This is a genomic window from Sphingomonas sp. IC081, assembly GCF_006874585.1.
GTDB lineage: Bacteria > Pseudomonadota > Alphaproteobacteria > Sphingomonadales > Sphingomonadaceae > Novosphingobium.
Map to the genome: position 1 here is coordinate 1688699 of NZ_CP029761.1, position 19772 is coordinate 1708470.

Annotated in this window: 21 protein-coding genes and 3 tRNA genes; 14 read left to right on the plus strand and 10 right to left on the minus strand. The window is 64.9% G+C overall.

Annotated features, from left to right (window positions below; translation table 11 throughout):
- Positions 1-60: 60 nt before the first annotated feature.
- Together DM450_RS08160 and DM450_RS08165 are read left to right on the plus strand one after the other, a co-directional pair.
- The gene (locus tag DM450_RS08160; RefSeq protein WP_142634018.1) at positions 61-1365 is read left to right on the plus strand and encodes an ammonium transporter; all 1305 of its coding nucleotides are present in this window, start codon (positions 61-63) and stop codon (positions 1363-1365) included.
- Positions 1362-1907, plus strand: a complete 546-nt coding sequence (locus DM450_RS08165) for a DUF805 domain-containing protein (protein WP_142634020.1) — start codon at positions 1362-1364, stop codon at positions 1905-1907. The genes DM450_RS08160 and DM450_RS08165 overlap by 4 nt, the downstream gene beginning before the upstream one ends.
- 6 nt (positions 1908-1913) lie before the next feature.
- Here the strand turns inward: DM450_RS08165 and DM450_RS08170 are convergent, their stop codons facing one another.
- Positions 1914-3089, minus strand: a complete 1176-nt coding sequence (locus DM450_RS08170) for a MaoC family dehydratase N-terminal domain-containing protein (protein WP_142634022.1) — start codon at positions 3087-3089, stop codon at positions 1914-1916.
- 224 nt (positions 3090-3313) lie between these two features.
- Here DM450_RS08170 and DM450_RS08175 point away from each other — a divergent pair, with 224 nt between their 5' ends.
- Positions 3314-4264, plus strand: a complete 951-nt coding sequence (locus tag DM450_RS08175; protein WP_142634024.1) for an NAD(P)H-dependent flavin oxidoreductase — start codon at positions 3314-3316, stop codon at positions 4262-4264.
- On the opposite strand, the gene DM450_RS08180 is transcribed toward DM450_RS08175, so the two are convergent.
- The 3 genes from DM450_RS08180 to DM450_RS08190 all read right to left on the minus strand — a co-directional run bounded on the left by DM450_RS08180 (position 4150) and on the right by DM450_RS08190 (position 6217).
- Positions 4150-4896, minus strand: a complete 747-nt coding sequence (locus DM450_RS08180) for an AHH domain-containing protein (RefSeq protein WP_255535832.1) — start codon at positions 4894-4896, stop codon at positions 4150-4152. The genes DM450_RS08175 and DM450_RS08180 overlap by 115 nt on opposite strands.
- A complete protein-coding gene (locus DM450_RS08185; RefSeq protein WP_260610316.1) occupies positions 4844-5641 on the minus strand; it encodes a hypothetical protein in 798 nt (265 codons plus the stop codon). The genes DM450_RS08180 and DM450_RS08185 overlap by 53 nt, the downstream gene beginning before the upstream one ends.
- 102 nt (positions 5642-5743) lie before the next feature.
- Positions 5744-6217 carry a flavodoxin family protein gene (locus DM450_RS08190; protein ID WP_242526120.1) on the minus strand — a complete coding sequence of 158 codons (474 nt, stop codon included), beginning with the start codon at positions 6215-6217 and terminating at the stop codon, positions 5744-5746.
- A gap of 172 nt (positions 6218-6389) precedes the next feature.
- On the opposite strand from DM450_RS08190, the gene recJ reads away from it, so the two are divergent.
- From recJ to DM450_RS08210, 4 genes are all read left to right on the plus strand, one after another.
- Positions 6390-8189, plus strand: coding sequence for a single-stranded-DNA-specific exonuclease RecJ (recJ, locus tag DM450_RS08195; protein ID WP_142634026.1), 1800 nt, complete (start codon positions 6390-6392; stop codon positions 8187-8189).
- Positions 8190-8357: 168 nt separating this feature from the next.
- Positions 8358-8432 (plus strand) — tRNA-Glu (locus DM450_RS08200).
- Between the two features lie 37 nt (positions 8433-8469).
- A tRNA-Glu gene (locus DM450_RS08205) sits at positions 8470-8544 on the plus strand.
- Positions 8545-8582: 38 nt separating this feature from the next.
- Positions 8583-8657 (plus strand) — tRNA-Glu (locus DM450_RS08210).
- A 199-nt stretch (positions 8658-8856) separates the two neighbouring features.
- Here DM450_RS08210 and DM450_RS08215 read toward each other — a convergent pair.
- The 6 genes from DM450_RS08215 to DM450_RS08240 form a co-directional block, all read right to left on the minus strand.
- The gene (locus DM450_RS08215) at positions 8857-10167 is read right to left on the minus strand and encodes a site-specific integrase (protein WP_142634028.1); all 1311 of its coding nucleotides are present in this window, start codon (positions 10165-10167) and stop codon (positions 8857-8859) included.
- Positions 10136-10864: an IS21-like element ISSsp4 family helper ATPase IstB gene (gene istB / locus DM450_RS08220; RefSeq protein ID WP_013831348.1), complete on the minus strand. Its 729-nt coding sequence runs from the start codon at positions 10862-10864 to the stop codon at positions 10136-10138. The genes DM450_RS08215 and istB overlap by 32 nt, the downstream gene beginning before the upstream one ends.
- Positions 10851-12365, minus strand: coding sequence for an IS21 family transposase (gene istA / locus DM450_RS08225; RefSeq protein ID WP_142632652.1), 1515 nt, complete (start codon positions 12363-12365; stop codon positions 10851-10853). Before istA ends, istB begins: the two co-directional genes overlap by 14 nt.
- Positions 12366-12547: 182 nt before the next feature.
- Positions 12548-12751 carry an excisionase gene (locus DM450_RS08230; RefSeq protein WP_142634030.1) on the minus strand — a complete coding sequence of 68 codons (204 nt, stop codon included), beginning with the start codon at positions 12749-12751 and terminating at the stop codon, positions 12548-12550.
- A 382-nt stretch (positions 12752-13133) separates the two neighbouring features.
- Positions 13134-13607 (minus strand): helix-turn-helix domain-containing protein, encoded by a 474-nt coding sequence (locus DM450_RS08235; RefSeq protein WP_142634032.1) that lies wholly within the window; start codon positions 13605-13607, stop codon positions 13134-13136.
- Between the two features lie 619 nt (positions 13608-14226).
- Complete coding sequence (locus DM450_RS08240; RefSeq protein ID WP_260610319.1) at positions 14227-14586, minus strand: multiprotein-bridging factor 1 family protein; 360 nt, start codon at positions 14584-14586, stop codon at positions 14227-14229.
- Between the two features lie 504 nt (positions 14587-15090).
- Between DM450_RS08240 and DM450_RS08245 the strand changes: the two genes are divergently transcribed.
- The 7 genes from DM450_RS08245 to DM450_RS08275 all read left to right on the plus strand — a co-directional run bounded on the left by DM450_RS08245 (position 15091) and on the right by DM450_RS08275 (position 19765).
- Positions 15091-15396, plus strand: a complete 306-nt coding sequence (locus DM450_RS08245; RefSeq protein ID WP_142634036.1) for a hypothetical protein — start codon at positions 15091-15093, stop codon at positions 15394-15396.
- A complete protein-coding gene (locus DM450_RS08250; RefSeq protein ID WP_142634038.1) occupies positions 15383-16156 on the plus strand; it encodes a DsbC family protein in 774 nt (257 codons plus the stop codon). Before DM450_RS08245 ends, DM450_RS08250 begins: the two co-directional genes overlap by 14 nt.
- Positions 16157-16336: 180 nt before the next feature.
- Positions 16337-16654: a hypothetical protein gene (locus tag DM450_RS08255; protein WP_086485627.1), complete on the plus strand. Its 318-nt coding sequence runs from the start codon at positions 16337-16339 to the stop codon at positions 16652-16654.
- A 132-nt stretch (positions 16655-16786) separates the two neighbouring features.
- Positions 16787-17053 (plus strand): type IV conjugative transfer system protein TraL, encoded by a 267-nt coding sequence (locus DM450_RS08260; RefSeq protein WP_142634040.1) that lies wholly within the window; start codon positions 16787-16789, stop codon positions 17051-17053.
- 9 nt (positions 17054-17062) lie between these two features.
- On the plus strand, positions 17063-17701 hold the full coding sequence (locus tag DM450_RS08265; RefSeq protein WP_142634042.1) for a TraE/TraK family type IV conjugative transfer system protein: 639 nt from the start codon (positions 17063-17065) through the stop codon (positions 17699-17701).
- Entirely contained in the window at positions 17685-18443 is a 759-nt protein-coding gene (locus DM450_RS08270) for a type-F conjugative transfer system secretin TraK (protein ID WP_142634044.1), read from the plus strand. Before DM450_RS08265 ends, DM450_RS08270 begins: the two co-directional genes overlap by 17 nt.
- Positions 18440-19765 (plus strand): TraB/VirB10 family protein, encoded by a 1326-nt coding sequence (locus DM450_RS08275; protein WP_142634046.1) that lies wholly within the window; start codon positions 18440-18442, stop codon positions 19763-19765. Before DM450_RS08270 ends, DM450_RS08275 begins: the two co-directional genes overlap by 4 nt.
- The last annotated feature ends 7 nt before the right edge of the window (positions 19766-19772 follow it).

Sequence of the window (19772 nt, forward strand, 5' to 3'; positions counted from 1 at the left end):
TGCACTAGACTGGCCCCTGGGGGCCGGTTCGTGGAACCGGTGCGTTTCAGGGGAATGTTGATGATCAAGCGCAGCACCTTGGCCCTTGCGGCCATGCTCGGCGCGCTGCCCGTGCCGGCCTGGGCTCAGGCCGGTTTGCCTGACCGCGCGGACAGCGGCGACACGGCCGCCCTGCTCGCGGCGGCCGCGCTGGTGCTGCTGGCGGGCCTGTCCGGGATCGCACTCCAGCATTGCGGCCGGCTGCGGCCGGGCAACCGGATGTCCGTCCTCCTGCAATCGCTCTCGATCACCGCCGTGGTGACGCTTGTCTGGACCGTTGCCGGCTACACCATCGCCTTCGGGGACGTTTCCGGCGGCTGGATCGGCGCAGGCAATGCCTGGATGCTGATCCACCTTTCCGACCTTCGCCCCGGTACGGCGGTTCCCGAGAGTGCCTTCGTGCTGTTCCAGCTTGCCGTGGCGACCATCGCCCCGGTGCTGATGACCGGCGCCTGGGCCGAGCGGGCCCGCTTCGGCTGGGTCATGCTGTTCTCGGCGCTCTGGACCGCAATGGTCGCCGCGCCTCTCGCCCATTGGATCTGGGGTGGCGGCTGGCTGGCCCGATCGCTCGGCGCGCTCGACTGGGCCGGCGGGCTGGGGCTGTTCCTGCCTGCGGGCATATCGGCGCTGGTCGTGGCGCTCATGATGGGCCGACGCCTTGACCCCAGCCCCGCCAGCCTCGCTGACCCCGCCGTGCAGGCAAATGCCCTGTCGCTGACCGGCAGCGGCCTTGTCTGGATCGGCGGAATTGCGCTCTGCGCGGGATGGGCCTTCTCGGCGGGCGACGCCGCGGCAGCCGCTGCCATCAACGGCCACATTGCCATGGCGGCCAGCGTGGTGAGCTGGATCGGCCTTGCCCGCCTGTCGGCAAGCAAGGACGGGCTGGCCGAACCGGGACCGGCGGTACTGGCAGGCCTTGCCGCCGTCGCCACCGGCGCGGGCTTTGTCTCTCCGGGCGGCGCCATGCTGACCGGTGTGGTCGGAGCGCTGGCGGCCTGGTACGGCAAACGCCTGCTCGTCCGCCTCGCCATCGACGATACCAATGCGGTCTTTGCCACCGCCGGCCTGGCCGCCATCGCCGGAAGCCTGCTCTGCGCGCTGTTCCAGAGCGTGGATTTCGGCGGGACCGGCTATGCCGGCGGCCAGACCATGATCGGACAGATCGCCGCGCAGGCCATCGCCATCGGCGTCATCACCATTTGGTCGGCAGTGGTCAGCGCGATCGCCGCGCTCATGGCCTCGATCCTGTTCCCGATGCGCGTGTCGGAGCCCGCCGAGCGCGCCGGGCTTGACGCCAGCAGCCACGGAATTGCCCGTAGCGTATGAAAGACAAGATCCGATCCTGGCTGCACCTGGCCCTGCAGACGCTGCAGGGCACGTTCAGCCTGCAAGGCCGCTCGGCACGCAGTGAAGTCATCGGCTGGTTCGTGCTGGTAACGCTGCTCAACGCGGTTCTGCTGGCCATTGCCTCGCTGCTGCTGTCAGGCGCGGCGCTGGCATGGACACAGTTCGCAATTCCCGCGGCGACCACGCTTCCGGCTTTGGCCCTTTTCGTGCGGCGCATGCACGACATAGGCCTGCGCGGCTGGTGGAGCCTTCCACTGGTCATCGTCGGCTTCAAGAATCTTGCCCTCGATGCGATTTCGCAAACCGCAGGCTGGGGCCTGCGCGGCAACATCGAGGCCGTCACCCGCTATCTCGACTGGGCGCTGCTGCCGGCCTTCGCCTTTGCCTACCTTCTGGTCCTGGTCGCACCGGGGACATCTGGCGGCAACCGGTTCGGCCCCAATCCGCGGCTCGCAAGCACGGACGCAGCACCTCCGACCAGCCCCCCGACCAGCCCTCCCTCCGCCGTCACCGGCACCTGATCGCGCTCAGCCCGGCTTCCTGGGCAGCGCGATCTCGGCCAGGCCGGCGCACATCAGCGTGCCCTTCTGGTTCGTCATCTTGTGCTTCACCTGCACCAGGTGACGGCCTTCATCGTCCACCAGCTTGTCGACCACCTCGGCAGTCTGGATCGTGACGTCGCCCGAAAGCGCCGGCCCGCGATAATTGGCGGTCGAGTGGACAACCATGCCCCATTCCCCGGCCCAACCGGACAGGTAGTCCGTCACCCACGCCCCCATCGACGCGCCGTAACCATACGCGCGCGGCATGCCGATCTTGCGGGCGTATTTCGGGAACAGATGCCCGCGCGAAGGCCCGAAATAGGCGCCATCCGTCAGCTCCGGATTGATCCGTTCCATATGGGGATCGTTTTCGTGACCGGCCATTTCCGGCGTGAAGCCCAGTGCGGCAAGATCCAGTTCGCGGCGATCCAGCGTGCCCCAGGTGGTGAACAGATAGGCGCGCCACTCGGTGGTGAAGCTGGCCACGGTATGCGGACCGAAGACCCGCTCCGGCAGCTGGTCGCCGATGGTCACGTCATCCCACCAGCGTTCCTTGTGCCCCAGTTCGTGGAGCATCCGGATCCAGGCAAACTTGCGCTCTTCCAGCGTCTCCAGCTCCTCGTCGGTCCATTCCGGCTCCTCGAACTCGGCGGTGTTGACGGTGTCCCCACCGGCATGGGCGAGGTAGCGGATCGCGGTGGAGCGCTGCTTGGCGATCAGTTCGCCGTGCTGGTTACGATAGAAATTGTCACCGCGCTGGAAGCAGGTCGGGCCGAAACCGGTGTTCTTGACGACGTAGTCGAAGGGAATACGCTCGTTGGTGACGGTATCGCCGCCAAACACGCGCGGGCCATAGTGCCAGAACTCGTCGCCGCCGAACAGCAGGTGCGAATTGGGAATGCAGCCCACGCAGGACGGCGCGGTGCCGTGGCCGTCGTCCATGACGATCGGGAAGCTCTGCGGCGCCACCAGCTTGCCGTAACGGCTGGCAGCCGCATAGGCCGGGTCGAAGTGCAGCAGGTTGGGATAATGCATCGCCTGGACCCAGCGGCGAATGTCGTTGTTGCCCAGCACTTCGCGGATCGGCGCGGAATCGATGACCTTGCCGAGATACTGGTCGATATCCGAACAATCGAACGTGGCGGTTGCAGCCTCTGACATCGCGTAGTCCTCTCCTTGCCGGGCCATGGACAGGCCTCGTGCGTGATCCGGTGCCCTGCTCGGCCCCTCATGATCGACAATGCTGTTCATTACAGAAGCGGAACGCCACGTCACGCCCGCACCGCTCCGCCACGAACAGTAACGCCGTGGCGCTACGCCGCTCTCGACAGGCGCGCGTGCGCCAATTATGCCGGCAGTTAATCGATCAATTAAACGGAGTGGACATGCCTCTTCCTGCGCCTTTCGATACTTTGCGCCTTCCCGTCATCGCGGCGCCGATGTTCATCGTCTCGAACCCGGAACTGGTCATTGCCCAGGTCCACTCGGGGATCGTCGGCAGCTTCCCTGCGCTGAACGCCCGTCCGGCCAGCCAGCTCGACGAATGGCTTTGCAAGATCGAAGAGGAAACGGAAGGTTGCGCCGCGCCCTTCGCCGTCAACCTGATCGTCCACAAGAGCAACAACCGCCTCCAGGACGACCTTGCCGTGCTCGAGAAACACAAGGTGCCGCTGGTCATCACCTCGCTTGGCGCCATCCCCGAGGTAAACGCGGCCGTGCACGGCTGGGGCGGATCGGTGTTCCATGACGTGATCGACAACCGCTTTGCCCGCAAGGCCGTCGAAAAGGGTGCGGACGGCCTGATCGCGGTCGCCGCCGGTGCCGGCGGTCATGCCGGCACGCAGTCCCCCTTCGCACTGGTCCAGGAAATCCGCAGCTGGTTCGACGGGCCGCTGGCGCTCTCCGGCGCGATTTCCTGCGGCCGTTCGATCCTCGCTGCCCAGGCGATGGGCGCCGACTTCGCCTATATCGGCAGCTCCTGGATCGCCACCAGCGAAGCCAATGCCGCCGAGGGCTACAAGCAGGCGATCGTCGACAGCCATGCCTCCGACATCGTCTATTCCAGCCTGTTCACCGGGGTCCACGGCAATTACCTGCGCTCATCGATCCTCGCATCGGGCCTCGATCCCGACAACCTGCCGGAGGGGGACAAGAGCGCGATGGACTTCGGTTCGGGCGGCAATACCGCAGCCAAGGCGTGGAAGGACATCTGGGGCGCCGGTCAGGGCGTAGGCGCGGTGGAGCGGATCGAATCCGTGGCGGACCGCGTTGCCGCGCTCGAAGCTGAATATCGGTCGGCCGTCGCCAGCCTGCGTGGCCGCACGGGCATCGATTGAGGGAACGGCGGCAGGAACGCTGCGCCCGGCGGCATGACTGTCGCCGGCGCTGCCGAAACCGCGCCGTCCGTCCCCTGCCACAGCAGTTCGGCCATCGCGTCGAGTTCGGCAAAGTCGATGCCCTGCCCCAGCGGATCGCGACGGTTGAGCAGGGGGCGACGGGCGCTCGGTGTCAGCAGCAGGCGCCGCAAGGCCTTGCGCAGCAGATCCAGGCGCATCTGCGCGGCCATGGCCGCGCCCCGCGGATCGCGCCGGTCCGCCGTGCACCAATCCGCCTCGATCTGGCCGACCCGCTCCACCACCAGCTGCGTATAGCCGTGGTGCGGACCGCGGTGGAGCGGCAGGCCCATGCGCAGCGCCGCCTCCTCGCGGCATGGCAGCAGCAGGCCATTATCGCGAAAATCCTCGAAACGACGCCGCTCCGGCCCGATGGCGGCGAACATGCGGACGAACGACTTGCGCACGAGCACGGCGCGCGGCAGCAAGTGGTGGCGCTGAAGCCCCGGATCAAAATCGGGCTGACCCCTGCGGTTGACCGCTCGGAAAGACAGGAACTGCCGCAGAGGTAGATCGGCTCCCTCAACCCTGGCGCCAGATCCACACGAGGTTGCCGACTTGCGAAGGTTCGGCAAACAGCCCGTTCCCGCCCTCGATCGGTTCGGGCCGGGTCATCGCGCCGTGCCGCACCAGGAAATCGGCCACGCGGATGGCAAGCTTGATGGTCTCGGCCCGCGCCTCGCCCTGGGCAGCTTCGAGCTGGAATTCCTGTCCGGTGAACGCGGCAAGCCCCTGGCTGGCCACGCTGCCGTCCGGCGCAGGCACCAATGCGGCAAGACCGAGCGCGGGGAATGCCCCGCCGCCCAGCCAGTTCATCACGATTCGCGCGAAATAGGCAGGAGCCATCGCCGTTCCCGCGCTGTGCCAGACCACCGCTACCACCGGTGCCTGCAGTGCAAGCCCGGCCGCCAGCCCCGCCAGCGTACGCACCACCGGCAGCATCGCCCGTCCTGCCGCGATATGTCTCCCCGGCGCGATCTCCACCGCCTCCAGAGCCTGGAAGCGGGGCATCGACTGCTCGAACCCATAGACATGCTGCGGTGTCGGCACCGGCGAACCTGCGCCCGGCTTCAGGCCGGACATGTCGAACGTCAGGCCGCTCGACAGCAGTTCCAACCAACCCTCATCCTGCCGGGGGCGGTGACTGATCCGTGCGGTCGTCCCGCCGCCTTCGAACAACCGGGCCATGTCATCCGCCGAGGGACGACAGCCCGCTTCGAACAGCAGCGAAACACCGCCCTCCGAATGGCGCACGGGCCCCTCGCAAGTCAGAACATCAAGGCTCACCGGCTCATCCGTTTCCACCGTCACAATTGGCATCAATTCGCCTCTGGCGTCGAGTCCGTTCTGCCCTTCGTACCAAGCATGAACGCACCCCCGAGGGTGGCGTTAAAATATTGAAATGCCGGGCTGCAAGCGGCGTCAGAAAATACCCAGCGCCAGCCCCTCGGCAAAGGCCATGCCGAGTTCGCAGCAGGCCCCCAGATCCTCGCGCGAAACGGTCTTTTCGGCGAGGATCTCGCGCGGCGTCTGCGCGTCGAGATGCACGACCAGCGGCTGTGCGACACGGCGCAGACGCCATCCGGTGACGATGCGGTCGATCTGCGCCTGTGCTCCGCTGCCATCGCTTCCCGCAGCGATCGCGGTGGCATAAGGCCGCCCCTCGATCCGGCCGAGCAGCGGGTAATAGCACCGGTCGAACATCTCCTTCATCATGCCCGACATGGTGCCGAGGTTTTCCGGGCAGACAAAGACATACCCCTGCGCGCCCAGCAGGATCGCGGGCATCGCCTCGGCCGCCGGAAGCAGATAGGCCGCTTCTCCGGCCCCGTCGGAAATGGCGATGGACATGGCGCGCGCGGCGCCGGTTCGGCTGTGCCAGACCACTGCGATCATCGATCGCCTCCTCTTCCATCCATGCACACGGCTTTTCGCCTCGATCATACGCCCATTCTCGCCCCGCCCATAGGCATGATTGCGCCGTTCCGCCCCCTCCATTTCGCGATCATCGCGCCAACCGTATCGCTGCGCACTGGCCGTTCGCCGCCGGGTGGTATAACCGACCGCCATGGCATCCCGACCCGCAGCCGTTTTCGGCATCGACCGCTCGCTCTCCGGCAAATCCTGGCGCTGGCGCGGCGGCAACATGGACCTTTCAGAGCCCGACGGCATCTTCGGCGGCGGCATGACCGACGATATCGTCACGCAGCTCCTGCTCTCGCGCGGGGTTCCGCGTGAAGACCTCGACCGGCACCGCAATCCCTCGCTGCGCGCGTTCCTGCCCGATCCGTCGGAATTCCGCGACATGGACGCCGCGGCGGAGCGACTGGCGCAGGCCGTGCTCACCAACGAGACGGTCACGATCTACGGCGACTACGACGTCGACGGCGCCACCAGCGCCGCCCTGCTGATCCTGCTGCTGCGCGAACTCGGCCACGAGGCCCGCTACTACATCCCCGATCGCCTGCTCGAAGGCTACGGCCCGAGCGGCGAGGCGCTGGTGCGAATCGCCGGAGAAGGATCAAGCCTGATCGTCACCGTCGATTGCGGCGCCATGGCCTACGAAGCGCTGGAAATGGCAAGCAATGCCGGCGTCGACGTGGTCGTGGTCGACCACCACAAGTGCGCCGCCGTGCTGCCGCGCGCGATGGCGCTGGTCAATCCCAACCGCCTCGACGAGAACGAGCTTGCCGCCTCTCATGGCCATCTGGCCGCCGTCGGCGTCGCCTTTCTGCTGGCGGTAGCGACGGTGCGTGTCCTGCGCCGCCGCGGCTTCTTCGCGAACCGGCGCGAGCCCGATCTCTTTGCCCTGCTCGATCTTGTCGCCCTGGGTACGGTGGCGGACGTCGCCGCGCTCCACGGCCTCAACCGGGCCCTTGTGGCGCAAGGCCTCCGGATCATGGCCCGGCGCGACAACATCGGCATGTCCGCCCTCATCGATGCGAGCCGCCTCAGCCGCGCCCCGACGTGCTCCGACCTCGGTTTTGCGCTCGGCCCGCGCATCAACGCAGGCGGCCGTGTCGGCGAATCGACGCTCGGGGTCCGGCTTCTCACCACCACCGACGCCGACGAAGCCCGCGACATCGCCGCCCAGCTCTCGCGTCTCAACGACGAGCGCCGCGCCATCGAGCAGGCCGTGCAGGAAGCGGCAGAGGCACAGCTCCACGCCCAGCACAACCGCGCGGTCATCGTTGTCGCGGGGGCTGGCTGGCATCCCGGCGTGATCGGCATCGTCGCGGGCCGGATCAAGGAAAAGACCGGCAAGCCCACCCTCGTCATCGCCCTGGACGCCGACGAGAACGGCAACGGCAAGGGGTCCGGCCGCTCGATCTCCGGCGTCGACCTCGGCGCCGCGATCATTGCCGCGCGCGAGGCCGGCCTGCTGGTGGCAGGCGGCGGCCACGCCATGGCAGCGGGCCTCACCATCGCTCCCGACAAGCTGGAGGCCCTGTCCGAATGGCTCGATTCCCGCCTCGCCAACGACGTTGCCCATGCCAGCGCCCACCAGTCGATGCTGCTGGACCTTGCGCTCGCCCCCGGAGGCCTGACGCCTGACCTCGTGGAGACCCTCGAGAGCGCCGGCCCATACGGCATGGGCTGGCCCGGCCCTCGCGTCGCGGTGGGCCCGGTGCGCATCCTCAAGGCGGACACGGTGGGCGCCGATCACGTGCGCCTGATCGTTGGGGGCAACGACGGCGGCCGCTTCAAGGCGATGGCATTCCGCGCCGCCGAAAGCGACCTCGGGCAGGCCCTGCTCCACGCCTCGCAGGGACGCCGCCTGTGGCTCGCCGGACGGGCCAAGATCGACGATTGGGGCAGCCGTCCGCAGGCCGAACTCCACGTCGACGATGCCGCGTTCCTCGACTGAACAAAAAATCCGGGGCACCCAATGCCCGGTAAATCGGGCCGAAATCGAGTTTTCAACAACTGCCTGCAGCAAACCGACACAGAGAGTTCATTTAATTCGCAATGTGGGGGTTGACCCCCCGGGGGACCACCGCTAGAGGGCCGGTCCTGCCTCCGGCGCAACTCGGATGGCCCCTTCGTCTAGCGGTTAGGACGCGGCCCTTTCACGGCTGAAACACGGGTTCGATTCCCGTAGGGGTCACCATTCCGGTGCTTTGAGTGTAGAGCAAAATGCCTTTGTTGGCCCCTTCGTCTAGCGGTTAGGACGCGGCCCTTTCACGGCTGAAACACGGGTTCGATTCCCGTAGGGGTCACCATTCCGGTGCTTTGATCGGCAGACCAAAATGCCCTTGTTGGCCCCTTCGTCTAGCGGTCAGGACGCGGCCCTCTCACGGCTGAAACACGGGTTCGATTCCCGTAGGGGTCACCATATAAGCAGTTGATAAATCTGGATTTTATCCAGAAATTTGCAAAAAGGAGGCCCATTAGGTGGCCCATTTGCGAATCTCGACCCTCGAATCTTGCGCGATCGGGCCGCCTGTTTGACGGCTTTTCAGGTCGGTGAATCAAGAGATGGCATCGTACAGGTCCCGCGATCTCGGGGCCGCACAAGCACTGGCAGCGCTGCTTTAAAATGCCGCTTTGGACGGTCCCGCGTCGCCGTAGATCTGGTTGAGCTTGGCGGCCTCACGACCAAAGTCGCCATGGTCGATCCATTTCGAGTAATGCCTGAACAGCATCGCCGCGCTTCTGTGACCGAGTTGCCGGGAGATATAGGCCGGGTTCACGCCGCCCATCAGCGCGGTCGTCGCATAGGTATGGCGTGTCTGATAGGCATCCCGGCTGCGGATGCCGAGCGCGCGTAGCGTCGGGTGGAAATAGAGCTTCCGCTGGTCCTGGACGTCCGGCCACGGCGTATTGGTGACCGGGTTGATGAAGATCGGCGAATCGAGACCGCGCATGAAGCTGTGCGCCTTCTGACGCTGCAGCACGGCCATCATGCGCGGAGTGAGATCGATGTCCCGCACGGTTCGCGTCTTGGTCGACTTCTCGACGGCGCGGACGCGGGCGCGCTCAATCCGGATCGTCTGGCGTTTCCAGTCAACGTCGCGCCACTGGACGACGATCTGCTCGCTGGGCCGCATGCCGGTGCCGAAAGCAAACTCGTACCAGTTCCAGACCTGCTCGTCATAATGGTCGCGCATATAGGCTAGGATCTGCTCGGTCTCCTCGCGGTCGAACGGGTCGGGTTCGCGCTTCTGGTGCTTCTGGCTCTTGATCCGATCGAGCGGCGAGCGTTCGAGCAACTCGTCATCGACGGCTAGTTCGAAGATGCCGCGCAGGGGGATCATGTTGTTGTTGATCGTCTTGCCGCTGACCACCTTCGCGCGTTCCGCGATGATCTTCTTGATCTCGCTCGGCTTGATGGTCTTGAGGTTCCGTTCTCCGAAAGCCGGCGACCAGACCTTGTTGATGGCCGACACATAGTCCGACATGGTTGATTTCTCGACCACGAGGGTTTCGAGCCACTGGTTCGCGTAGGTGGTGAAGCCTCCGGCTATCTGGCGGTCAGTCTTGCCACTCCCCTTTTTCGGGAACGTGGCTTCGTAATCGAAGATGCCGAGGTCGATTTCCTGATGGACGCGCGCCATCAGGCGCTCCGCCGCCTTGATGTTGGCGGCCGTGGGTTCAAGGTTGTCAACCGGCGCGCAAAACTGACCCCCTATCGGCGCCCAATATTGACCCCACCTTTCGGTAGTCTGGCGGTTATCCCGGTAGTCGATAGGAGGGGCCCACGGACGACGACGCGCACCGTCAGGTGTGCTGGCGGCGGCGTCCGTGGGAGGTCCCTGTTGACCCACCGGGTTAACCGCCGGGGATGGGGGTCCGGGGGAAGGGGTTTTCGGCTCAGTTCCGGTTTTTGAACCGCCAGCTGTCATTGCCCGTCTCGATGATGTCGCAGTGGTGCGTGATGCGATCGAGAAGAGCGGTGGTCATCTTGGGGTCGTGGAAGACGCTCGGCCATTCGCCGAAGGCGAGATTGGTCGTGATAATGACCGAGGTCTTTTCGTAGAGCTTGCTGATCAGGTGGAAGAGCATCTGGCCACCGGACCGGGCGAACGGCAGGTAGCCGAGCTCGTCAAGCACCACGAGATCAAGCCGCGAGAGTTGGGTGGCAAGGCTGCCGGCCTTGCCCAGGCGAGCCTCTTCCTCAAGCCGGTTCACCAGATCGACCGTATTGAAGTATCGGCCTCTGGCACCGGCGCGCACCACTGCGGCGGTGATGGCGAGAGCCAGATGAGTCTTGCCCGTGCCTGTTCCGCCGATCAGCACGATATTGCGCCGTTCCGGCAGGAACGAGCCCGTATGAAGCGAGCGGATCAGTCCTTCGTTGATCGGCGTGCCATCGAACATGAACCCATCCAGGTCCTTGATCGCCGGAAGCTTGGCTGCGGTCATGCGATAACGGATCGATGCCGCATCCCGGTGCGCCGTCTCCGCACGCAACAGGTCGCCCAACATCTCCATGACCGTTCTGTCTCGGCGGATGCCGTTGGTGACGGCATCATCGAAGGCCGCCACCATGCCCTTGAGCCCCAGCCCCTTGAGGGCGGCCATGATCTCATGCCGCTGCATCGAGGTCTCGCACGGTATCGTAGCGGCCGCAGTTCGCCTCTGGCGGATGCTTGAGCTTCAGGTTGACGACGACGTCCATAGCCTGGGCATCATGAGGCTCGCGGCGACGGGACAGGATGTTGAGGATGATCTCGTCGCTGATAGTACCGGCGCTGAGTGCCTCGCGCACTGCGGCCTCGACAGCCTCCAGGCCATCTTCGGGGACAGCGGCGAGGACGCGTACAAAGCGCCGGTCGGCATCGTCGCCCTTGCCCAACTTACGCCGCAATTGGGCCAGTGCAGGTGGGAGAGCCCAGTCCTGGAAGGGAGCACCATTGCGCAACGCACCGGGCTTGCGGGCGAGGATGGGCAGGTAGTGCCATGGATCGAAGATTGTCTGGTTCCGGCCGAAGACCCGTTCGTGTTCGGCCACGACAGCGCCGTCGCAGCGGATCACGATGCGCGTTGCATAGGCCCGCACCTGCACAGCCTGATGGGCCGCCTTTGCCATCACCGAGTACCGATTGCGATCGAAGCTCACGAGGCACGTCGAACTGGCTACGTGTTCGCTCTCGAAGAACCCGTCGAAGGGAACCGGTAGCGGTTGCAGCATCGGCCGCTCCACCTCCAGCGCCTGCGCGATCGTCATGCCTTCCTGGTCAGGATGCTGGTTGCGTTCCGCCCAGCGCCGGCACTCGGCTTCCAGCCAGATGTTCAGTTCCTCGAGGCTGGCAAAGCGCAGGCGCGGCTTGAACAGGCGCTCCCTACTGGTCTGAACCTGGTTCTCGACCTGACCCTTCTCCCACCCTGCGGCAGGACTACAGGCCACCGGCTCAACGCGATAGTGGTCCGTCATGATCAGAAACCGCCGGTTGAACAGGCGTTCCTTGCCGGTGAACACCGTCGTCACCGCCGTCTTCATATTGTCGTAGATGCCGCGCGTCGGAATCCCACCGAAGAAGGCAAAGGCGCGGGCATGTGCGTCGAACACCATCTCTTGCGTCTCGCGAGGATAGGCACGGACAAATGGTGCCCGTGACCAGCAAAACCGCATATGCGCGACCTTCACGCGCATTGGCTTGCCGGCGATCTCGACGTCCTCATGGCTCCAGTCGAACTGGTAAGCCTCGCCGGGCCGGTACATCAACGGGATGAACGCCTTGGTCATATCGCCGGCGTCAACGCGACGCTCACGCTTCCAGCGTGCAGCATAGCGCCGCACAGCGTCATAAGAGCCGCCAAACCCTTCGCGCTGAAGCAGATCATGGATCCGCGTCATGCGAAGCCGGTCACGCCGGGGCAGCCCTTCGTTCTCTTCAAGCAGTTCTTCCAGGCGAGTGCTGAAAGGGCCGGTCTGCGGCCGATGCTGTTCCTTGCGCTCGTAACTGGCATCCGCGTTCGGCGCCCGGATCGCCTTGCGCACCGTGTTGCGCGACAGCCGCAAATCCCGCGCTATCGCCTTGATCGGCTTACCGTCCCGGTGCTCCCGACGGATCCTCGTAATCGTCTCCACAACCAACATCCCTGTACCCGCCGTCCGGAACCGAAACGGCGGCGCTTCTCACAATGAGATGAAGGGGGTCAATTTTAGACGCCGATCACCCCGCTAAGGGGGTCAATTTTGCACGCCGCTCCACAGTTCAAGGTTAAGGGTTTCGCGGTAGCGCTTGCCGTTCCAGCGGAAGCGGACGCGAATGGAGTGCTTCAGCGGCTCGATACCGGAGCCTGGCCGTTTTCTACCCATTTTTGGTAGCCTTCGAGATCTATGCAGAGGCTGCCGTCCGGGGCGCGGCGATATTCGCGGCCGTGGATCCACACGCCGTCGGCGATCTTTCGGTAGATCGCTTTCTCGGTGTAGCCGGTCAGCTCGGCGAAACGCTTGATGCGCACATAGCGCGCGCCCGTCATGGCAGTTCTGCGGTTGAGGAAAGGAAGCCGCGGACAGCCATCCACCCGCCGCTTCCGCTTCCCTCCCTCTCCCTCCTCTTTCGGGGGGTTTGAAATGATCGAGCTGTTACGCGCGGATTGTGAGCCGCAGTTCGCCGAAACCGGTCATGTGGGTGTGCATGGGAATAGCGCATGGACTGCTACCCGATAGGCAGCGCAGGCAGGCCATGACGCGTGGCTAATCTATCATTTCCGGTCCGGCATCCAAAGGACGAAGATCGCGTTTTCAGGCAGACAGATGCCGCATCTCGCACTTTTGTCGACCAGCCCGTCAGCGGCCTGACCTTTGGAAGCCGCTTCGCGTTTGAGGCGATGCGTTGCTGCAAACCGCTGCCCGAAGAGCCTAGAGTCGGTTGCGGATGGTTTGCGCCATCGTACTCATGCTTATTCCGAAATCCTTTGCCAGCTGGCGCACGCTCGCTCCGGCGCGTCTGCGCTTTATGATCTCGTCTGCCTGGGGATGCCTTGTGATGTAGCGCTTTGATTCCGGGTTTTGGCGCCTGTCGTTGTCCCACTCATGCAGAACGACGATCACATCGGGCCGGCTATATCCTCGCTCGCGATAGGACCGCAGGTTCGATGCCGCGGGCCACGGCACGGCTCCTGCTTTCAACAGACCGAATTCCTTCTGGTTCGGCAACAGAAACAGGTTCGCGGGTGCATGATTATCGTTGTTGCCATCCAGGCAAATCACGACCTCGTTCCGTTTGAGCCTTCGACCGATCGTGCGTTCAACGACAAGCCGATGCTCACCATCATATTTCGCGGCATAGCCCTCGCGGTCAATCCTGCGAAACGTCCGCCCGTTCTGCTTCACGACGCCGCCTTGCCAACCGGGCGATCGATCACGGACATAATAGGACGTCGAACATGCCCGTGAACACAGCATCTCGTCGGAACGCGCGCGCGACACAGTGAACGGCTCGCCGCAGTTGAGGCATGTCTTGGTGACGCGTCGCGATCTGCGATACGCGTTCAGGCAGGCAGTAGAGCAGAACCGCTGTGATGCATCTCTGGCGGAAGCGTCAAACGGCTTTCCGCAGTTGGCGCAGGGCACACGCCTTGCCTGTGACCACCCGTGATGGGCGCGGACGCATTCACGCGAACAATATTTCGCAGCGTGGCTTCCACTCGCATTTTGCCCGGCAGGAATTTCGAATGTCTTTCCACAATGAAGGCAGGAATTTTCCCTGAGAGATGTTGGCAAACGCCGGGCCAGCCCCGCGCATTTTCGTGAGCAGAATTTCTGGTTTATCCTGTGCGCTGTGTACTGCTTTTCGCAGACCTGACAGGTCTGGCCGGGAATAGACGGCATCCAGTGACCATCTGGTGAATAATGCGGACGGCTCATGGGCTTTCCATTTCTTCCTGCCTGCGTTGGCGGGACGAGGGATTGCCAGGATGCGGCGCGTCGCACTTCGCGTCACCCACGAATTTCATATCTTGCCGTTCTCATCGTCGCGCCGCCATTCGGGTGACAGGTTCTGCTTCAGCGCGGCGAGCACCGACTCCGATATGACCTCGATGCACTTGCGTTCGATGCCGGGGAGATCGCCGTAGATCAGCTGACGCGGGAACCGCATGCGATGGCCCGCAAAGAGGATCGAGAACGCAATGTGCCCGGTCGTCATGCCGAGCCTGAGCGCGGCGTTCAGATGATCCTCCAGCTTTGTCACCGGCGCGCCGGCTTCGATCTCGCGCAGCCAGCGCGGACTGCCGCCCATATTGGTGGCAAGCTGCAATTGCGTGATGCCGCGCAGATTCCGCTCGTGCCTGATCCGCTCGCCGGACAGCATCTTGATCTCCCTGAAGATCGACAGGTCGACGGCGGCAAATTTATCGTCAGGCTCCATGCTCTCGTCCTCCGCGGCAACGCCTCCTGGCGCGATGGATCGCCCGAAAGATGTAAGTGGTCTCGATAATCGTGAGCAATAATAGATGCCGTTGATTTTAGAGGAAGGTATCTGCCGAATAGGAACGAATATATGAGCATGAGTGTCGATTACCGAACAATCGGCATTTCACTGCCTGATTCATCGGAAATGGACTGAATGGGAACTCTCTTTCCGAAATCGCGGCCGACCGGCGCGAGTGCTCCCGAATAAGCCGGATTAGAACTAATTTCGTGCAATTCCGGCTAATTTCGTTGGTGGCGGCAGGCCCCTGCCGGGGCCTGTTGCAATCCTCGTCGATTCAAATCAGTCAGGCTTCGTTCCGAACAACCCAAGTCGAATCAGACCTGATACTTCGGATCATTAAACATTCTTAACCAAGGCGCGAGGCGCCGATTGGAGTCGTGCATGAAGCCGATTACCAAAGCGATGACGGCTGCCCTGGGCGCCCTCGTCGCCACGACGACAGCCTGTGCCGCGCCCGGCGGGCGCCCCCAGCAACTCGGCATCATGCTGGACATGGAGCGGCAGCGGACCATCGCCGCGACGGCAGACGGGTTCGTGATCCGCGCCGCGGCTGCGGCCGAGGCGGACAACCCCATCGCCGCCGACCGCCGTGAACTCATCCCGGTAGGATCGGGCACGCATCTCGATGCGCGCCTGCTCTCCCGTCCGTCCAACACCATTCAGGAGATTTCGCATGCGCATCCGTAAATTCGGGGCGGCAGCGCTCGCCCTGCCTTTGATTTTCGCCGCCCAAAGCGCCGCGACCGCGCAAGCCCTCCCCGATCCGCTGGCCGCGGCGGCGCGAGAGGCCGAGAACGAGCTGCGGCAGACCTTCACCAATTTGCAGTTCGAGGATTTCGGGCCGGCGCCGGTCAAGGGGCCGATCTATCAGGCGAGCGCGGGCGGGCGCATCATCTACTACGCGCCCGAGAGCGAGCACCTGCTGTTCGCGGAAGTGTACGACCGCAACGGGCAGAACCTGACCGCGCTCGCGCAGAACTCCGCCGCCGCAAGGAAGCTCGCCGGGATTGACACCAGCAAGGCGCTGGCCATCGGTCCCGAAGGCGCGCCCGTCGTCATCGAGTTCACCGATCCCGATTGCCCCTATTGCCGTGCGCTGGACCGCTTCTGGGCAGCGAAGGCGGCCGAGGGCAAGCCGGTGCGACGCCTGATCTTTTTCGTTTCCGGCATCCATCCTGAGGCGGCGGCCAAGGCCGAGCATGTCCACTGTTCCCCCGACAAGGAGGCCGCGTTCAAGGCGATTTATGCCGGAGCCGCGCCGACACCTTTGCGCACTTGCGCTGAAGGCAAGGCCCGGGTCGAGGCCGACGCCGGGATCGTGCGCAGCATCGGCATCTCCGGCACGCCGACGCTGATCGCGGAGGGCAAGATCATCTCCGGTTTTCGGCAAGCCGAGATCGAGGAGGTCCTCGCCGGGACCAAGGCGCTCGCCAATGCCGACCGCTGATCATGTCCCGATCCCTGGCACGGCGATCGCTGTGCCAGCCCCATGCCGGCGGCAAGGCCCGAACCGGGCCGCCCAGCCTAGCCGCCGGCCGACAGCGCCGTGCCGCGCCGCGTGTCGCGGCACGGCCATCGATGCCGGCAAGCAAATCCCGGAGCGGCCCATCTTCACAGGAGCAAAAGCATGTTGAGGACCATCGGTCGACAGACCGTCTCGCTCGCCAATGTCGGCATCCCTTTGACCGCGCTCGCGCTGCTTGGCGCCGGTGGGGCTCACGCCTTCTCCGCGCCGGCGGCGGGCGACCTTGGCTACGACATCTACGATATCGTCGTGAACCAGGGCGTCAAAGGCCCGCTCGGCTTCGTCGGCGGCGTCGCGGCCTTCCTGTTCGGCGTGAGCAGGCTGTTCAGCAACATCATGATCGGCATCCCGACCATCGTCGCGGCGGTCTGCCTGATCAAGGCGGATTCGATCCTCCAGACTTTCGGGATGGTGATCTGACGGTTCGGTCCGTGGTCCGCCCACGCGGACTGCGGACCTCAACGGGCCGGAGCGCACAGGCGCGATGGCGAGACAGCCCACGAAGTTCAACCGGCTTCGCAGGGAGGTCACGACGCAAGGAGGAGAAGGCTCGTGGACGAGCGGCTACCCCAATATCTGCACAAGCCGGTCCAGATCCTGTGGTTCGGATCGGACGAATTCGTGCTGGTGATCACCGTCATCTTCGTCGCCGTAATTCTCGGCGGGATGCTCGGTTGGGCGCTCGTCGCGGGTCTTCTCCTTTTCGTTCCCTGGCTCCGCACCAAGCCGCGCGGCTTCATCCCGCACATGGCCTGGCGCTGGGGGCTGGTCGGCTTTCGCCACTATCCGGGTCCGACGCAGACCCGCTTCTTCGAGTGAGGAAAAGCGATGTTCGGACGCAAATCCCCCAATGCGCCTCCACGCGATCCGCTGCTCGGCAAACCTGCGAGCTTCGGCCTGCACCGCTACCTTCAGGGTTCGAGCAACCTGTTCGAGGAGAACCGGCTGCTGAAGCTCGCTGTGGTCGGCCTGTTCGGGATCACGGCGGTGCTCGGCACGCTGATCTACACCTCGAACCAGAACACCCGCACCGTCGTCGTGCCCTTCGGCGCGAGCGGCGATCTCTATGTGACCGGCAGCGAGCCTTCGGAGGCCTATCTGCGCACGATCACGCGCAACGTGGTGTCGCTGTCGGGCACCTACTCGGCCTATTCGGCGGACAGGCAGTTCCAGGAACTGCTCTCGATCGTCCATCCGTCGACCTACAACGGCCTGCGCGACAGCCTCAACCGCCTGCTCGACGAGTTGGCGAACAATCCAACGCTCTCGATCGCGACCTACATTCGCCCCGACCAGCCCGTGACCTGGACCAAGACCGAGATCCTGGTTCCGGTGGAGAAGGTCAGGGTCATCGGCGGCGTGATCCGCAAGTTCCGGGGCAATCTGCGGATTCGCTACGTGATCGACAACGGCCGCTTCTGGCTCACCGCCCTTACCGAGGAGAACTTTGATGCACAGCCCCGCTAGGCGGCTGCTGGCGCTCGGCCTCGTCCTGATGCCGCTGCCGGCCATGGCGCAGACCATCGTCGCGCTGCCCGACCAGACCAGCACCATCCGCCTGTCCAACCGCGACATCAACCATGTCATCTGCGCGGGCGGCGAGATCGAGGACGTCAAATTCTCCGCCGAGAAGGCGATCGCCGTCGAACGGGCCGGGTCCGACGCCTGGATCAAGTTCCTCGTGCGCGAGATCGACGACGCCGGCGCGGTGACGCGGACCTATGTGACTGTCCCCTCCGAATTCTTCATCACCTGCAACGGCGCGGTCTATGCGCTCTACGCCGAACCGTCGGACATCCCGGCGCAGACCGTGATGCTCCAGTCCGGCAGCGTCCAGCGCGCGAAGGCCAACGAAGAGCTGCTCGGGCCGCTGGTCGAGGAGGAGCGCGCGGTCTCGATCACGCTTTCGATGCTCCAGGACCGGATACCGGCAAGCTTCACCAGCGTGGCGCCGCGTTCGGGTCCGCTCCGCCTGGGACTGCTCCCCGATGCCAGCATCGAGGAGCGCCGCCGCATCGAGGTCGACGGCTCCGGCCTCTCGGCCTCGGAATATCTGGTGTCGGTTGCGAGCGATACGCTGCTCGATGAGCGCAGCTTCCTCGACAGCGCGCTCGGCGCCAACATCTTCGCGGTCACGATCGACCGCGGCACTCTCTCGGCGGGCGAGACCGCGCGGCTGATCGTCGTGCGCCGGGGAGCCGGGCAATGAGCCCCGCCGGCCCCAATGATCGCAGCCCAGGCAATCGCGGCGGCCGCGACGATCGCACGTCCCAGGGCCGTGACGGTGAGCTCGACCTGGACGGCTTTCAGGAAGAGCGTGCGCGACCCGAAATTTCCCTGCGCGGCCCCGCACTACTCGACCTCAAGGCGCGGTGGCAGACGCTGAGTGCGCGCCAGCAGCTGCGTCTGAAGCAGCTCGGTGTCGCCGGGGTGATCGGAGCGCTGGGGCTCGGCCTCTACTCGGCGAGCGGCGAAGGCACGAAGGAAGCGGTTGTCCCTCCGAGTTCGCATCTCGACATGGGCGCCGGACTTCGCGGCGATAGCCTCGAGATCAAGCTGCGCGGCGACCTGAAGAAGATCCTCGACGGCCAGACGCTGCTCGGCGAGCGTGTCACTGCGATCGAAGAAGGGAAGATAGTGCCGGGGGCCGGCACGGCGGGCGCGATCGACGGCGACCTGCCGCCGGCGATCCCCGGCGACGTTCCGGCCTTTCCCGAACCGCCCGCGACCGGCGACATCGATCCATCGGCGTCCGCTCCTCCGGCGCCTCCGGCGGCCCCGCCCGCGCCCCCGGCTCCGCCGGTCGAAAAGACGGTGGGCGCGATCGGCGCGGCGACGGCGCCGGTCGGCGGCGGCGATGCGGCAGCGGGCGCTAAAAAAAAGACCCGGACGATCTATTTGCCACCTGGTTTCATGAAGGCGCGGCTGCTGACCGGGATCGACGCGCTGGCGAGCCGGGACGCGACCAACAATCCCGAGCCGCTGATCGCGCGTGTCCAGGCACCTGCCGTGCTGCCCAATGACGTCAAGGCCAACCTCTCCGGCTGCTTCGTCATCGGCAACGCCACCGGCAGCCTCGCCAAGGAGCGGGTCGAAGTCCAGCTGGTCTCGCTGTCCTGCGTCGACTTCGACGAACGTTCGGTGGTCGATCAGCCGATCAAGGGCTTCTTCGTCGATGCCGACGGTAAGAAGGGCCTCTCCGGCAAGGTCGTCACCCGTGCCGGCGCGGCGCTGGCCCGCTCCTTTATCGCGGGCACCATCACCGGGGTCGCGCAGACGGTCGAGAACACGGTCGGCAATGTCTCGACCTCGGCGCTGGGCTCGGTCCGCACGCTGGATGCGGGCGACGCGGCCCAGGCGGGCATCGCCGGCGGCCTGTCGCGCTCGTCGGACAAGCTGACAGACTTCTATCTCGATCTCGCGCGCCAGGCCGGCCCCATCGTCGAGGTCGGCGCGGCCAAGGATGTCGTCGTCGTCATCCAGGAAGGCGTCAGCCTCGAAATCAAGCCCACCGCGGGGAGCAAATTCTGATGCGCCC